Source organism: Pseudomonas sp. SMV7 (genome assembly GCF_052041995.1).
Taxonomy (GTDB): Bacteria; Pseudomonadota; Gammaproteobacteria; order Pseudomonadales; family Pseudomonadaceae; genus Aquipseudomonas.
The window spans coordinates 1-14955 of the sequence record NZ_JBKGGT010000007.1 but is presented as its reverse complement, the minus strand read 5'-3'; the positions used below and the strand labels follow the sequence as shown (position 1 = coordinate 14955).

The 14955-nt window shown below is 64.8% G+C and carries 16 protein-coding genes; 11 read left to right on the top strand and 5 right to left on the bottom strand.

Annotated elements, in window-relative coordinates; all coding sequences use genetic code 11:
• Positions 1 to 52 precede the first annotated feature (52 nt).
• From ACLEJP_RS10710 to ACLEJP_RS10700, 3 genes are all read right to left on the bottom strand, one after another.
• A complete protein-coding gene (locus ACLEJP_RS10710) occupies positions 53 to 1402 on the bottom strand; it encodes a DUF3426 domain-containing protein (RefSeq protein ID WP_440806285.1) in 1350 nt (449 codons plus the stop codon).
• 42 nt (positions 1403 to 1444) lie between these two features.
• The gene (prmA, locus tag ACLEJP_RS10705; RefSeq protein ID WP_440806283.1) at positions 1445 to 2323 is read right to left on the bottom strand and encodes a 50S ribosomal protein L11 methyltransferase; all 879 of its coding nucleotides are present in this window, start codon (positions 2321 to 2323) and stop codon (positions 1445 to 1447) included.
• 125 nt (positions 2324 to 2448) lie between these two features.
• Positions 2449 to 2904 (bottom strand): MaoC family dehydratase, encoded by a 456-nt coding sequence (locus ACLEJP_RS10700; protein ID WP_440806281.1) that lies wholly within the window; start codon positions 2902 to 2904, stop codon positions 2449 to 2451.
• 144 nt (positions 2905 to 3048) lie between these two features.
• Here ACLEJP_RS10700 and ACLEJP_RS10695 point away from each other — a divergent pair, with 144 nt between their 5' ends.
• The 3 genes from ACLEJP_RS10695 to ACLEJP_RS10685 are packed head-to-tail and all read left to right on the top strand — an operon-like array spanning position 3049 to position 4724.
• Positions 3049 to 3411: a CidA/LrgA family protein gene (locus tag ACLEJP_RS10695; RefSeq protein ID WP_440806279.1), complete on the top strand. Its 363-nt coding sequence runs from the start codon at positions 3049 to 3051 to the stop codon at positions 3409 to 3411.
• Positions 3408 to 4124 (top strand): LrgB family protein, encoded by a 717-nt coding sequence (locus ACLEJP_RS10690; protein WP_440806276.1) that lies wholly within the window; start codon positions 3408 to 3410, stop codon positions 4122 to 4124. The genes ACLEJP_RS10695 and ACLEJP_RS10690 overlap by 4 nt, the downstream gene beginning before the upstream one ends.
• A 9-nt stretch (positions 4125 to 4133) precedes the next feature.
• Positions 4134 to 4724: an LON peptidase substrate-binding domain-containing protein gene (locus tag ACLEJP_RS10685; RefSeq protein ID WP_440806274.1), complete on the top strand. Its 591-nt coding sequence runs from the start codon at positions 4134 to 4136 to the stop codon at positions 4722 to 4724.
• 39 nt (positions 4725 to 4763) lie between these two features.
• Here ACLEJP_RS10685 and ACLEJP_RS10680 read toward each other — a convergent pair whose 3' ends face one another.
• Positions 4764 to 6080, bottom strand: coding sequence for a bifunctional DedA family/phosphatase PAP2 family protein (locus ACLEJP_RS10680; protein WP_440806272.1), 1317 nt, complete (start codon positions 6078 to 6080; stop codon positions 4764 to 4766).
• Positions 6081 to 6083: 3 nt separating this feature from the next.
• Positions 6084 to 6752 carry a DNA-3-methyladenine glycosylase gene (locus tag ACLEJP_RS10675; protein ID WP_440806271.1) on the bottom strand — a complete coding sequence of 223 codons (669 nt, stop codon included), beginning with the start codon at positions 6750 to 6752 and terminating at the stop codon, positions 6084 to 6086.
• Positions 6753 to 7000: 248 nt separating this feature from the next.
• Here ACLEJP_RS10675 and ACLEJP_RS10670 point away from each other — a divergent pair, with 248 nt between their 5' ends.
• Genes ACLEJP_RS10670 through ACLEJP_RS10635 form a run of 8 tightly spaced genes read left to right on the top strand, consistent with a single transcriptional unit; the run spans position 7001 to position 14951 of the window.
• Positions 7001 to 8272: a glutamate-5-semialdehyde dehydrogenase gene (locus ACLEJP_RS10670; protein WP_440806268.1), complete on the top strand. Its 1272-nt coding sequence runs from the start codon at positions 7001 to 7003 to the stop codon at positions 8270 to 8272.
• Positions 8241 to 8933 (top strand): nicotinate-nucleotide adenylyltransferase, encoded by a 693-nt coding sequence (gene nadD, locus ACLEJP_RS10665; RefSeq protein WP_440806265.1) that lies wholly within the window; start codon positions 8241 to 8243, stop codon positions 8931 to 8933. The genes ACLEJP_RS10670 and nadD overlap by 32 nt, the downstream gene beginning before the upstream one ends.
• Positions 8934 to 8976: 43 nt before the next feature.
• Complete coding sequence (gene rsfS / locus ACLEJP_RS10660) at positions 8977 to 9396, top strand: ribosome silencing factor (RefSeq protein ID WP_170032886.1); 420 nt, start codon at positions 8977 to 8979, stop codon at positions 9394 to 9396.
• A gap of 10 nt (positions 9397 to 9406) precedes the next feature.
• Positions 9407 to 9874 (top strand): 23S rRNA (pseudouridine(1915)-N(3))-methyltransferase RlmH, encoded by a 468-nt coding sequence (gene rlmH / locus ACLEJP_RS10655; RefSeq protein ID WP_003249722.1) that lies wholly within the window; start codon positions 9407 to 9409, stop codon positions 9872 to 9874.
• A gap of 16 nt (positions 9875 to 9890) precedes the next feature.
• On the top strand, positions 9891 to 11780 hold the full coding sequence (gene mrdA, locus ACLEJP_RS10650) for a penicillin-binding protein 2 (RefSeq protein WP_289129770.1): 1890 nt from the start codon (positions 9891 to 9893) through the stop codon (positions 11778 to 11780).
• Positions 11781 to 11818: 38 nt separating this feature from the next.
• Complete coding sequence (gene rodA / locus ACLEJP_RS10645; RefSeq protein WP_225780751.1) at positions 11819 to 12922, top strand: rod shape-determining protein RodA; 1104 nt, start codon at positions 11819 to 11821, stop codon at positions 12920 to 12922.
• Positions 12923 to 12939: 17 nt separating this feature from the next.
• Positions 12940 to 13950, top strand: a complete 1011-nt coding sequence (gene mltB, locus ACLEJP_RS10640) for a lytic murein transglycosylase B (protein WP_225779371.1) — start codon at positions 12940 to 12942, stop codon at positions 13948 to 13950.
• Positions 13950 to 14951 (top strand): septal ring lytic transglycosylase RlpA family protein, encoded by a 1002-nt coding sequence (locus ACLEJP_RS10635; protein ID WP_440806262.1) that lies wholly within the window; start codon positions 13950 to 13952, stop codon positions 14949 to 14951. Before mltB ends, ACLEJP_RS10635 begins: the two co-directional genes overlap by 1 nt.
• Positions 14952 to 14955 lie beyond the last annotated feature (4 nt).

Genomic DNA, 14955 nt, shown 5'->3' with positions numbered 1-14955 from the left:
GCTGCGGCCTTGTATCGCGAAGGGCCGCAAAGCGCCCCCACCGGCGCGATGTTCATTCCGGCGAGCGGAAGCTGAGGCTGTAGTTGACTGCCTTCGGCCCAGGGTCAAGGATGTCCAGGGCGATATGGATCGGGGTCTGGCTGGGCATTTCGCCACGCCCGGCCAGTTCCCCGGAGAGGTACTCGCTGGGCTTGAAGCGCCGGCTGGCGATCAGCTGGCCATTGAGGTCGGCGAAGCGCAGCTCCAACAGCGGGAACGGCTGGGCGAACGGCGCGCGGTTGTAGATGATCGCATCGACGATCAACGCGCCCTTGAAGTCCGGATGGCTGCGCACCACCAGGTTGCTGCTCTTGATCCGGGCGATATCGACGCGGGTCGGGACTTCGCAGCCGACCAACGGGCAGATTTGCTGGAAGAGCGGCCGGTACTGGTCCTGACGGGCCATTTCGTCGAAGTGGAACCACACGTACTGAAACGCCAGCAAGCCGGCGGCGAGCAAGGTCAGAAAGCCCCACAGCAGGCGCTTGCCCCAGTTCGGCGCGGGTTTCTCCCAGCCCAGCTGCAATGGGTCGTCGACCACGTCGACCAGCGGCTCCTTGCGTGTCTGGCGCTCTGGCTTGGCGGCCAAGCCTGGTTCCAGGCGTTCGCCGGGCAGCGGCTCGACAGCGTCGTCATCGTGCGCCGACAGGCTCAGCGCCAGAGGGTCATCGTCGCGCGCGCTCAGGCCTTTTTCCGGGATGTCGTCATCGTCGGCACGCAGCGGTTCGGCGAAGGCGGGGTGGTCATCGTCGGCGGCATGGCGTACCGGCGGCTCATCGTCGAGGTCCAGCTCCAGGTTGCCGCCCAGGGTCGGCTCGGTGCGCTCGCCCGGGGCAGGTTCGGGATCCAGCTCCAGCGGCTGCAGCACCGGGGCCGGCTCATCTGCCTGTGGTGGCTCGAAGGGTTCATCGGTGGCCGTGCCGAACAGGTCGTCGGCGTGCTCGTCCGGCTGCAATTCGTCGCGCCTTGCCTGCAGCCCGCCATCCTGCTCGGTCGGGCGCGCCGCTGCTGGCTGGCCGCGACGCTCCAGACGCTCCAGCTCCTTGTCCAGATCGAGGGCGTCCAGCGCCTGGGCTGTAAGCGCCCAGTCCTGATCTGGCGCACTGCTGCGCTCGGTGACATCCGCTTCTGGCAAGACGCCTGGCTTGGCCGCCGGCTCGTCAGGCACTTTCGGCGCCGGTTCCGCCACCACAGGTGCATTCGCCGTGCTGGCGCGATTCTGCTCCAGCAATTGCCTGGCAGCGTTGAATACCTGCAGGCAATGGCCGCAGCGCACTACGCCGCGAGCCACGCTCAGTTGGTGGTGAGTGACGCGAAAGCTGGTCTGGCAATGCGGGCACTGGGTGACGAAACTGTCGGTCATGCGGCAATCCGGGAGCTGTGCAGAAAAGTATTCTAGGCCGGCTTAACGGCGGCGACCACTGATGCGTACCCAGCCGTCGCGCACGACGATCGGGTCCAGCTCGAAGTCGGCGGCATAGGCCGCGGCCACCTCTTCACCCTGTTCGGCGAGGATGCCCGACAGCGCCAGCAGGCCCCCGGGGCGGACCAGGCCGGACAGCTGCGGCGCCAGCGACACCAGCGGGCCGGCGAGGATGTTGGCGACCAGCACGTCGGCCTGCATCGCCGGCATGTGCTCGGGCAGGTACAGCGCCAGCTTCTCATCGGCGATGCCGTTGCGCTGGGCGTTGTCGCGCGAGGCCTCGATGGCCTGCACATCGATGTCGGTACCGACCGCCTCGCGGGCGCCCAGCAGCAGCGCGGCGATGGCCAGGATGCCCGAGCCGCAGCCGAAGTCCAGCACCTGGGTACCTTCCAACTGCTGGGCGTCGAGCCATTCCAGGCACAGGGCGGTGGTCGGGTGGGTGCCGGTGCCGAACGCCAGGCCCGGGTCGAGCAGCAGGTTCACCGCGTCCTTTTCCGGGGCTTCGTGCCAGCTGGGCACGATCCACAGGCGGCGGCCGAAGCGCATCGGCTGGAAGTTGTCCATCCAGCTGCGTTCCCAGTCCTGGTCCTCGATCACCTCGGCCTGGTGCTCGGGCAGCTCGGCACCGGTCAGCAGGCGCAGGTGGGAAAACACCTGCTCGGGCTCGGCATCGGCCTCGAACAGGGCCAACAGGTGGGTGTGCGACCACAGCGGGGTAGTGTTGAGGTCTGGCTCGAAGATCGGTTGATCTTCGGCGTCCATGAACGTGACCGAGACAGCGCCTACTTCGAGCAGGGCGTCTTCGTAGGTTTCGGCTTGTTCCGGGCTGATGGCCAGGCGTACTTGCAGCCAGGGCATGGCGGGCACCTTTGGTAAATCGACGGGGGCAGCCCCAGGCTGCGCGAAGGCTGGCAGTTTACGCGAGTGCGGGGGATTTGTGGATCGGCTTGGGTAGGGGGGGCGGGTAGCGCCCCCAAAACTCATCAGACAAAACAGAGGGATAGCGACTCGGCTATGTAGGCAGGCTTGGCTTCGCCATCGATCTCCAGGGTGGCAATCGCCTTGAGCAGCCATTGCCCCGGCTTCTTCTCCTGCACCTCGGCCAGCTCCACCTTCAGCCGCACCTGGCTGTCGACCTTGACCGGCTGGATGAAGCGCACGCTGTCCAGCCCATAGTTCACCACCATCTTCAACCCCTGGGGCAGGACCAGGATGTCCTCGATGAGCTTGGGAATCAGTGACAACGTCAGGAAACCGTGGGCGATGGTGCAGCCGAACGGAGTCTGCGCCGCCTTGGCCGGGTCCACATGGATGAACTGGAAGTCGCCCGTGGCTTCGGCGAACAGGTTGATGCGCTGCTGGTCGATTTTCAGCCAGGCCGAGTGGCCCAGTTCCTTACCAACGTACTGCGAAAGCTCTGTAACCGGTACATGGGGCATCGCGGGCTCTCCAAAGTGTCAGTTGGTACGAAAGTACAAGATCAGCACGGCGAACCGTTTCAGTCAAGTTGACTGCTTTTCGGCGAATATCGGTAGATTGCGGCCACATGCTTATAATGGCGGCCATGCACGAGGGAGATGCTTATGCTGTTGCGTGGTCTGACCTGGCTGGTGCTGTTCCAGCTGCTGGGCACGGCGATCAACCACCTGTTGGTGCCATTTCTGCCGGGGCCGATCATCGGCCTGTTGTTGCTGCTGTGCTTTCTCATGGCTCGCGGTGAGGTTGGCAAGCCGTTGAACGAAGCGGCCAGCAGCCTGCTGCGCTACCTGCCGCTGCTGCTGGTGCCGCCAGCCGTGGGGGTGATGGTGTATGCCCGGGATATCGCTGCCGATTTCTGGGCGATTGTCGGGGCGTTGCTGCTTTCCTGCCTGGCGACCCTGGTGTTTGTCGGGGTCCTGATGCAGAAGCTCATCCATCGTCAGGGGCAGCGTGAGGAACGGCCATGATGCTTGACTGGCAAGGCGCGCTCGACGCGGTGGTACACCACCCCTTGTTCGGTATCGGCATTACCCTCGGCGCTTATCAAGTGGTGCTCGCCGCCTACGAAAAGACCCGCTGGATCTTCCTGCAGCCGGTGCTGGTGTCGATGTTGCTGGTGATCGGTGTGTTGCTGCTGTTCGGCATCGACTACCGCGAGTACCGCAACAGCACGGAGATCATGAACATCCTGCTGGGGCCTGCCACCGTGGCCCTGGCGGTGCCGCTGTACCTGAACCTGCGGCGTATCCGGCAGCTGTTCTGGCCCATCTTTACTACGCTGGTAATCGGAGGCCTGTTTGCCACGCTGTTCTGCCTGGCGCTGGGCTGGTGGTTCGGTGCCGAACACATGATCCTCATGACCATGGCGCCGAAGTCGGTGACCTCGCCGATCGCCATGCTGGTGGCCGAACAGATTGGCGGGGTGGCGGCCCTGGCGGCGGTGTTCGTGTTGATCACCGGGGTGATCGGGGCGATCTTCGGCCCGGCGCTGCTGAGCCGCTGCGGCGTGCACAGCCCCGAGGCGCGCGGCATGGCGCTGGGGGTAACCGCGCATGCCGTGGGCACTTCGGTGGCCCTGCAGGAAAGTGACGAATGCGGCGCCTTTGCCGCGCTGGCGATGAGCCTGATGGGGGTGGCCACGGCGGTGTTCCTGCCGCTGGCGGTCAGCCTGGTGGCTTGAGGATTTGTAATGACGCTACCGCTGTTTCCGCTCAATACAGTGCTGTTTCCTGGCTGCTTTCTCGATCTGCAGATTTTCGAGGCGCGCTACCTGGACATGATCGGCCGCTGCATGAAGCAGGGCGAAGGTTTTGGCGTGGTGTGCATCCTGGAAGGCGAGCAGGTCGGCAAGGCGCCGCCGGTGGTGGCCTCGATCGGCTGCGAGGCGGTGATCCGCGATTTCGTGCAGCAGGATAACGGTTTGTTGGGCATTCGCGTCGAAGGTGTGCGGCGCTTCAACCTGGAAAGCACCGAGGTGCAGAAGGACCAGCTGCTGTTGGGCCAGGTGCAGTGGTTGCCGGAGCAGGCAGACAGCCCGTTGCTCGAGGCCGACGATGACCTGCTGGCGTTACTGGTAGCGCTGGGCGAGCACCCGATGGTCGAAGCCCTGGACATGCCGCGCCCGGTGGACGGGCGACAGGCGCTGGCCAACCAGTTGGCGTACCTGCTGCCGTTCATGGAGGAGGACAAACTGGACCTGCTGACCCTTGACTCGCCGCAGCAGCGGCTGGGCGAGATCCAGAAGCTGCTGGAGCGGATTCAGGGCGAGCTGTTCGCCTGACGCCTTGTCGAGGCGTGCTAGCCGCCCCCACAGGGTGCTTCAGTACTGATAGCGCAACAACGCCTGCGGCAACGCATGCATGGCAAAGAACGCCAGCAACGCGGTGCACGCCGGTAGTACCAGCCACCACACCCGCAGCGGCAAGGCCGGCAGGGTCTGCTGCCGCTGCACCAAGGCCAGGCTCAGCGCGCATACGCAGCATGCCAGCAAGGCCCCGGCGAGAATGTCGGTCGGCCAGTGCGCCCCCAGATAAACCCGCGACAGGGCGATCGCCAGTGCCGGAATGCAGCCCAGCGTGACCCAGGTCAGGCGCATCCGTGGCGGCTGGCTGCGCCCGGCCAGCACGGCCAGCACCAGGAAGAACGCAAACGATGCCGAACTGTGCCCGCTGGGCATGCTGTAGCTGGTCAAGGGGTCGCTGAGTACTTCAGGGCGGGCCCGGGCGAACAACCATTTCAGCGTGCCGTTGGCCAGCGCGGTGCCCATCAGCGCGCCTGCGGCAAACAGCGCGTGCCGCCATTGCCGTGCAAGCAGCAACAGGCCGGTCAGCAGGCCGCCCAGGACCAGCTGGGTGCGGAAATCGCCCAGCCGGGTCACCAGCACCACGGCGCCATCGATGGCCTGGCTGCGGTGCTCCTGCACCAGGGTCATCACGCCCTGGTCGAATTCGTGCAGGTAGGGCCAGCCCAGGAACACTCCGGCCAGGGCGACGAAACTCATGCCGGCGATCAGCCGGGTGCCGTGGCGTTGGTCGCGAATGCTGGTATTCAGGCTCAAGCCGATGATCACTGCCAGGGTGCCGGCGATGATGCCGGCATCCAGCCAGAAGCCTTCCGGCAATGGCAGGCGCATGGCAGCGCCCGTGGCCCAGCCGGGCAGCAGGTAGGCTACCGACCAGCCCGCGCCGGCCACCAGGCTGACGGCGATGAAGCGCGGCAGCGGCATGTCGAACATGCCGGCGACCATCGGCAGCATGGGGCGCAGCGGCCCGATGAAGCGCCCTACCAGCAGGCTGGCGATGCCGTAGCGCTGGAAATAGGCTTCAGCGCTGCCAATCCATTCCGGATGGTGACGCAGCAACGGCAGGCGGCGGATGTTCTGGTGGAAATGCTTGCCCACTGCATAGGACACGGCGTCGCCGAGCACGCCACCGAGAAAGCCCAGCAGCAGCGTTTCGCCCAGGCTGAAGGCACCGCTGCCGGCCAGCACCGCGACCGCGAACAGCAGGACGGTGCCTGGCACGATGATGCCGGCGATGGCCAGGCATTCGATGCAGGCCACCAGAAAAATTGCCAGGCCAAGCCACTGCGGGTTGGCGCTGAGCCAGCCGGTCAGGCTGTCAAGCCATTGGCCCATGGTTCAGCTTCCTTGTTCGAGAATGAAGAAGTCGCGCCCTTCGACTTGGCCGCGACGCAACGGGTTCCGCGTGCAGAAACGGGCGTATTCGGCGTCGACGAAACGGTAGGGCAGATGTTCGTCGCGGCCATGCGGGATGCCCAGGCGGGCGGTCTGGATGACCCGCGGCACGGCGATGCCGCAGTCCTCCACGTACAGGCGTTCGGGGTCGAAGCGCTGGGCGTCCCACTGTGGCACTTTCAGGCCGAGGGCGCGGCACAGCAGCGTCTGCCCGGCGCACAGGCGCTCGGCCGGGCGCAGGTTGCCGCTGGCGTCCGGATTGTTCAGTTGCATCTGCGCCAGGCTGTTCGGCCCCGAGATGGCATCCTGCCAAGGATAGGCGGACTTGATCAGCACCGCGTTGCCCGGCCCGTGGGCGCTGAAGTTCAGCGAGTCGCCGCCACGCGCGTAGTACATGTAGATATGCCCGCCATCGAGGAACAGCGCCTTGCGCTTTTCGGTGTAGCCGAGCGAGGCGTGGCTGCCTTTGTCGGCGAGGTAGTAGGCTTCGGTCTCGATGATCCGTGCGGCCAGCCACAGGTCGCCGTGGCGGTGACGAATGACTTTGCCCAGCAAGGCCTTGGCCAGGGTCTGGGCGTCGCGGTCGAAGAATCTGTCGGGCAGTGCTGGCATGCGGGCAGTTCGCGGCTGGAAAGGCGGGGATGATAGCAATGAATGGCTTAATCGAGGCTGAATCGGATGCGATGTCGATAGCACCGGCCTCTTTGCTGTAACAGATGGAAGATTTTTCGATAACCCTGGTTACATCTTTTCTACAGGAGACTGCCGCCCATTTTCGACCATCCGCCACCCACCGCTGGGCGTATACCTGCGCGGCAGTTATAATCAGCCGATTTCCCCTTCGCCAAGACACCGAACCCATGACTGAGTCCGTTCTTGACTACATGATCCGCCTGGGTCGCGCTGCCCGCGAGGCTTCCCGGGTGATCGGTCGTGCCAGCACCGCGCAGAAGAACCGCGCCCTGCAGGCTGCCGCCGACGCGCTGGATACCGCCCGCGCCGAGCTGACTGCCGCCAACGAGCTGGACCTGGCTGCCGGTCGCGCCAACGGCCTGGAGCCGGCACTGCTCGACCGTCTGGCACTCACCCCGGCGCGTATCGACGGCATGATCACCGGCTTGCGCCAGGTCGCCAGCCTGCCGGACCCGGTCGGTGCCATCCGTGAAATGAGCTACCGCCCTTCGGGTATTCAGGTAGGCAAGATGCGCACGCCGCTGGGGGTGATCGGGATCATCTACGAATCGCGTCCGAACGTGACCATCGATGCCGCCAGCCTGTGCCTGAAGTCGGGCAACGCGACCATCCTGCGTGGCGGCTCCGAAGCCATCCATTCCAACCGCGCGATTGCCACCTGCATCCAGCGTGGCCTGGCGGCAGCCGGCCTGCCGGCGGCGGTGGTGCAAGTGGTCGAGACCACCGACCGCGAGGCCGTGGGTGCGCTGATCAGCATGCCGGAGTACGTCGACGTCATCGTGCCGCGCGGTGGCCGAGGCCTGATCGAGCGCATCAGCCGTGATGCCCGCGTGCCGGTGATCAAGCACCTGGATGGCATCTGCCATATCTATGTCAGCCAGCATGCCGACCTGGACAAGGCCTGGCGCGTGGCGTTCAACGCCAAGACCTACCGCTACGGCATCTGTGGCGCCATGGAAACCCTGCTGGTCGACCAGCAGGTGGCCGAGCGTTTCCTGCCGGAGATGGCCCGCCGCTTCCAGGAGAAGGGCGTAGAGCTACGTGGCTGCGAGCGCACCCGGGCGATCATTGATGCCCGGCCGGCCACCGAGGCCGACTGGCACACCGAATACCTGGATGCGATCCTGTCGATCCGTGTGGTCGACGGCCTGGACCAGGCCATCGAACACATCAACCACTACGGCTCGCACCACACCGATTCGATCATCAGCGAACACCAGGGCGAAGCGCGTCAGTTCATGGCCGAAGTCGACTCGGCGTCGGTCATGCTCAATACCCCGACCTGCTTCGCCGACGGCTTCGAGTACGGCCTGGGTGCCGAGATCGGTATTTCCACCGACAAGCTGCATGCCCGCGGCCCGGTCGGCCTGGAAGGCCTGACCTGCGAGAAGTATGTGGTGATCGGCGATGGCCAGCTGCGCGGCCAGGAGTCCTGCTGAGTTGAGCAAGGCCCAGGCAGTCCGGCGCATCGGCATTCTCGGCGGCACCTTCGACCCCGTACACATCGGCCACCTGCGCAGCGCGCTGGAAGTGGCCGAGTTCATGGGGCTGGACGAGCTGCGCCTGTTGCCCAATGCCAGGCCGCCGCACCGCGACACCCCGCAAGTGGCCGCCCAGGACCGCCTGGCCATGGTGCAAGGCGCCGTGCAGGGCGTGCCCTGCCTGAGCGTGGATGCCCGTGAGCTGGCGCGCGACAAGCCGTCGTACACCATCGATACGCTGGAATCGATCCGTGCCGAGCTCGCCGCCGCCGACCAGCTGTTCCTGGTGCTGGGCTGGGATGCCTTTTGCGGCCTGCCCAGCTGGCACCGCTGGGAAGAATTGCTGCAACACTGTCACATCCTGGTGCTGCAACGCCCGGATGCCGACGTCGAACCCCCTGACGAGCTGCGCAACCTGCTGGCTGCGCGCTCGGAGAGCGATCCCACCGCCATGTCCGGCCCGGCGGGAAACATTTCGTTCGTCTGGCAGACGCCGCTTGCGGTGTCGGCTACACAGATCCGACAGCTGCTGGCCAGCGGCAAGTCGGTGAGGTTCCTGGTGCCGGACGCCGTACTGGCCTACATCGAGGCGCACGAACTGTATCGTGCACCTAACTGACGGCGCCTCTGGCGCCTCATCCAACGAGTTGAACGAGTTTTATATGACCAAGCAGAAAATCCACGGCGAAGAACTGGTCGCCCTGACCAAGGCAGCGCTGGAAGACGTCAAGGCCCAGGACATCCAGGTCATCGACGTGCGCGACAAGCACAGCCTGACCGATTACATGATCATTGCCACCGGTACCTCCAACCGCCAGATCAACGCGATGCTGGAAAAGGTTCGCGAAGCGGTCAAGGCCAAGGGCGCCCAGCCACTGGGCGAGGAAGGCAAGGGCGACAGCGACTGGGTGTTGCTGGACCTGAACGACGTCATCGTGCACATGATGACCGCCGCTGCCCGCCAGTTCTACGACCTGGAACGCCTGTGGCAAGGTGCCGAGCAAAGCCGTGCCGCCGATGGCAAGCACCACAGCCCTGACCAGGCCCACGAGTACTCCGAAAAGCTCAAGGACCGGGAATAAGGAAAGCGCTGTGCGTCTGCGCCTGATCGCGGTCGGCTCGCGCATGCCGAAGTGGGTCGAGGAAGGCTGGCATGAATATGCCAAGCGCCTGCCCGCCGAGCTGTCGCTGGAGCTGGTGGAAATCCCGCTGAACACCCGGGGCAAGAATGCCGATGTCGCCCGTCTGATTCGTCAGGAGGGCGAGGCCATGCTGAGCAAGGTTCAGCCGGGGGAGCGCATCGTCACTCTCGAAGTCCATGGCAAGCCCTGGAGTACCGAGCAACTGGCTACCGAGCTGGACCGCTGGCGCCTGGACGCGCGCACGGTGAACTTGATGGTAGGCGGCCCGGAGGGCCTGGCGCCTGAGGTCTGTGCGCGCGCCGAGCAACGCTGGTCGCTGTCGCCATTGACCCTGCCGCACCCGTTGGTAAGGATACTCATCGGCGAGCAGATCTACCGCGCCTGGACCGTGTTGTCCGGGCATCCTTACCACAAATGAACCTGTAAGCAGCCCGATGTCGCAGCCGATCCGTCTCAAGGACCACGAGAAAGACGCCCGCCTGGTGCGCAACCGCGTCGTGGTCGGCGCAGTGGCGATCGTCCTGCTTGTCTGCGTGCTGATCGCGCGGCTGTATTACCTGCAGATCATCCAGTACGACTACCACTCGACACTCTCGGAGAACAACCGGGTGCATGTGCAGCCGATCCCGCCGACCCGCGGGCTGATCTTCGACCGGAACGGGGTGATCGTTGCCGACAACCGTCCCAGCTTCAGCCTGTCCGTAACGCGCGAACGTGCGGGTAACTGGCAGGAAGTGCTGGATAACATTGTCGAAGTGCTGGAGCTGACCGCCGACGACCGCGCCCTGTTCGAGAAGCGCATGCGCCAGGGCCGCCGGCCGTTCGAGCCGGTGCCGATCCTGTTCGAGCTCAACGAAGAGCAGATCGCCCGGGTGGCGGTGAACCAGTTCCGCCTGCCGGGGGTGGAAGTGGTGGCCCAGCTGGTGCGGCATTACCCCCAGGGCGCGCACTTCGCGCATTCGGTGGGGTACGTGGGCCGGATCAACGAGAAGGAGCTGAAAACGCTCGACCCGGTGAACTACAGCGGCACCCACCACATTGGCAAGACCGGCATCGAGCGGTTCTACGAAGACGCCCTGCATGGCCAGGTCGGCTACGAGGAAGTCGAGACCAACGCCCGTGGCCGCGTGTTGCGCGTGCTCAAGCGTACCGACCCGAAACCGGGCAAGGACATCGTGCTGAGCCTCGACATCAAGCTGCAGGAAGCCGCCGAGGCTGCCCTGGGTGGCCGACGTGGTGCAGTGGTGGCGCTTGATCCGCGTACTGGCGAAGTGCTTGCGATGGTCAGCCAGCCCAGCTTCGACCCCAACCTGTTCGTCACCGGCATTGGTTTCAAGGCCTATGCCGAGCTGCGCGACTCGATCGACCGGCCGCTGTTCAACCGCGTGCTGCGCGGCCTGTACCCGCCGGGTTCGACAATCAAGCCGGCCGTGGCCATTGCCGGCCTGGACAGTGGCGTGGTCAATGCCGGTAGCCGGGTGTTCGACCCGGGCTATTACCAACTGCCGAACTACGACCACAAGTACCGTAACTGGAACCGCACCGGCGATGGCTGGGTCGACCTGGACACCGCGATCATGCGCTCCAACGACACCTACTTCTACGATCTGGCGCACAAGATGGGCATCGACCGGCTGTCCAGCTACATGAACAAGTTCGGCATCGGCCAGCGGGTTTCCCTGGACATGTTCGAGGAATCCGCCGGGCTCATGCCGTCGCGTGAATGGAAGCGCGCCACCCGCCGTCAGGCCTGGTTCCCCGGCGAAACCCTGATTCTTGGTATCGGCCAGGGCTACATGCAGGCCACGCCGCTGCAACTGGCCCAGGCTACCGCGCTGATCGCCAACAAGGGGGTGTGGAACCGCCCGCACCTGGCCAAGACCATCGAAGGCCAGCCGCCGGTGGACGAAAACCCCATGGACAACATCGTGCTGCGTGACAAGTCCGACTGGGCCAAGGTCACCCATGGCATGGAGCAGGTGATGCACAACGCCCGCGGTACCGCGCGCAAGGCGGCCATCGGTGCGCAGTACCGCATTGCCGGCAAGAGCGGTACCGCCCAGGTGGTGGCGATCAAGCAGGGCGAGAAATACGACCGCAACAAGCTCCAGGAGCGCCACCGCGACCATGCCCTGTTCGTCGCCTTTGCCCCGGCCGACGATCCGAAGATCGTGGTATCGGTGATGGTCGAAAACGGTGAATCGGGCTCGGGCGTCGCCGCTCCGGTGGTACGTCAGGTGATGGACGCCTGGCTGCTCGACGAAAACGGCCGGCTCAAGCCCGAGTTCGCGCCCGCCACCGTTACCCAGGAATCCGCCCTGTGATGAACAATTTCGATCGCATGCTCTCCAGCGAGGATGTGATGCGTCGGCGCGCCAGCTTTCTGCAGCGCATCCATGTCGACGGCCCTCTGCTGGTCATTCTGCTGACCCTCGCGGCGGGCAGCCTGTTCGTGCTGTACTCGGCCAGTGGCAAGAACTGGGACCTGCTGCTCAAGCAGGCCACCTCGTTCGGCATCGGCCTCGCCTCGATGTTCGTCATTGCCCAGCTGGAGCCTCGGTTCATGGCACGCTGGGTGCCGCTGGCCTACCTGGTCGGGGTGATGCTGCTGGTAGTGGTGGACGTGATGGGCCACAACGCCATGGGCGCCACGCGCTGGATCAACATCCCCGGGGTGATTCGCTTCCAGCCCTCCGAGTTCATGAAGATCATTATGCCGGCGACCATCGCCTGGTACCTGTCCAAGCGCACCTTGCCGCCGCATCTCAAGCACGTGGCGATCAGTCTGGTACTGATCGGCGTGCCGTTCATCCTCATCGTGCGCCAGCCCGACCTGGGTACCGCGCTGCTGATTCTCGCCTCCGGTGCCTTCGTGCTGTTCATGGGCGGGCTGCGCTGGCGCTGGATCCTCAGCGTGCTGGCGGCGGCGGTCCCGGTGGCGGTGGCGATGTGGTTCTTCGTCATGCACGACTACCAGAAGCAGCGGGTCCTGACCTTCCTCGATCCGGAAAGCGACCCGTTGGGCACCGGCTGGAACATCATCCAGTCCAAGGCGGCGATCGGCTCGGGCGGCGTGTTCGGCAAGGGCTGGCTGCTGGGTACCCAGTCGCACCTGGATTTCCTCCCGGAAAGCCACACCGACTTCATCATTGCCGTGCTCGGCGAGGAATTCGGCCTGGTCGGCATCTGCCTGTTGCTGATCGTCTACCTGCTGCTGATCGGCCGCGGCCTGATGATCACTGCCCAGGCCCAGACCCTGTTCGGCAAGCTGCTGGCCGGCAGCCTGACCATGACCTTCTTTGTATATGTGTTCGTCAATATCGGGATGGTCAGCGGCCTTCTGCCCGTGGTGGGCGTGCCGCTGCCCTTCATCAGCTATGGCGGAACTTCGTTGGTGACGCTGCTGTCAGCGTTTGGCGTTCTGATGTCGATCCACACGCACCGCAAATGGATCGCACAGGTTTGAATAAGGTGAAGAATTTCATGCAAGCAGTGCGTAACTGGGCTGCCCGTTGTGCGCCGTGGATCGGCGCGGTGGGCCTGTTCGGCGCTGTACAGCTGGCCCATGCCGGCGACTATCGGGACTCGCCGCAGGTGGCCCAGTTCGTTGGCGAAATGAGCCGTGACTATGGCTTTGCCCCTGAACAGCTGATGGCTGTATTCGGTGAGGTGCAACGCAAGCAGTCGATCCTCGATGCCATTTCGCGCCCGGCCGAACGGGTAAAGCCGTGGAAGGACTACCGGCCGATGTTCATCACCGACGCGCGCATCGCCCGTGGTGTGGATTTCTGGCGCCAGCACGAGGCGGCACTGGCCCGTGCCGAGCAGGAATACGGCGTGCCGGCGCAGTACATCGTCGCGATCATTGGCGTGGAAACCTTCTTCGGTCGTAACACCGGCAACTACCGGGTGATCGACGCCCTGTCGACCCTGGGTTTCGATTACCCGCCACGGGCCGAGTTCTTCCGCAAGGAGCTGCGCGAGTTCCTGCTGCTGTCACGTGAGGAGCAGCTCGACCCGTTGACGCTCAAAGGCTCCTACGCCGGCGCCATGGGCTTGCCACAGTTCATGCCGAGCAGCTTCCGCAACTTTGCGGTGGACTTCGACGGCGACGGCCACATCAATATCTGGAACAACCCGGACGATGCCATCGGCAGCGTTGCCAGCTACTTCAAGCGCCACGGCTGGGTGGCCGGCGAAGGCGTGGTCAGCCGCGCCTGGGTCGACGGCGGGCGGGCCGACGAGGGCCTGACCACCGGCATCGAGCCGGTGAAGACGGTAGGGGAGTTGCGCGCGCTTGGCTGGTCGGTTCATGATTCGTTGCGCGATGATCTGCCGGTTACTGCCTTCCGGCTCGAGGGCGACAATGGCCCCGAATACTGGATGGGCCTGAAGAACTTCTACGCGATCACTCGCTACAACCGCAGCGTGATGTATGCCATGGCGGTGCATCAGCTATCGGAACAGCTGGTTCAAGCACGGGGCGTCAAGTAATGCGCGCAATCATCTCTACCAACGCTTTCAAGCTGCTGACCTGTATCACCGTTGGCGTGCTGCTGGCCAGTTGTTCATCCAATCGCCCGGCCCAGCAAGGCAGCGGTAATGTAGTGCGCACCCAGCCCGGCCTGGACATCAACCGGGCGCACAAGGACGGCGCGCCGTGGTGGGACGTGGATGTGAGCAAGATCCCCGATGCCACGCCGACCGTGCATACCGGCAACTACAAGGCCAACCCCTACACGGTGCTGGGCAAGACCTACTACCCGATGCAGGACGCGCGCAACTATCGCGCCGAGGGGACTGCGTCGTGGTATGGCACCAAGTTCCACGGGCAGAACACCGCCAACGGCGAGCTCTACGACCTGTACGGCATGAGCGCGGCGCACAAGACCCTGCCGCTGCCGGCCTACGTGCGGGTAACCAACCTGGCCAACGGCCGCAGCGTGATCCTGCGGGTGAACGACCGTGGGCCGTTCTATTCCGATCGCATCATCGACCTGTCCTACGCTGCGGCGAAAAAACTCGGTTACGCCGAGATCGGCACGGCGCACGTGCGTGTCGAGGGCATCGACCCGCAGCAATGGTGGGCGCAACGTGGCCAGACGCCGCCAATGGTGCTGAAAGAGCCGCAAGTGGCCCAGACCCAGGCCATCCCGGCCAGCACCGGGCGCGTCGAGCAATGGACCCCGCCACCGCAACAGCACGCGGCACCGGTGGTGCCGGTGCAGGTGGGGGGCAACAACGTGCCGGGCAACAGTGGCGGCAGCTTCCTGCAGGTGGGCGCCTTCGCCAACCCTGACGCCGCCGAATTGCTGCGCTCCAAGCTCAGCAGCATGGTCAGCGCGCCGGTATTCATCAGCTCGATCGTGCGTAACCAGCAAACCTTGCACCGCGTGCGCCTGGGACCGATCAGCAGCCAGGGCGAGATCCAGCAGGCACAGGACAGCATCCGCCTGGCGAACCTGGGGCAGGCCAAGCTGGTCACAGCTGACTGACCGC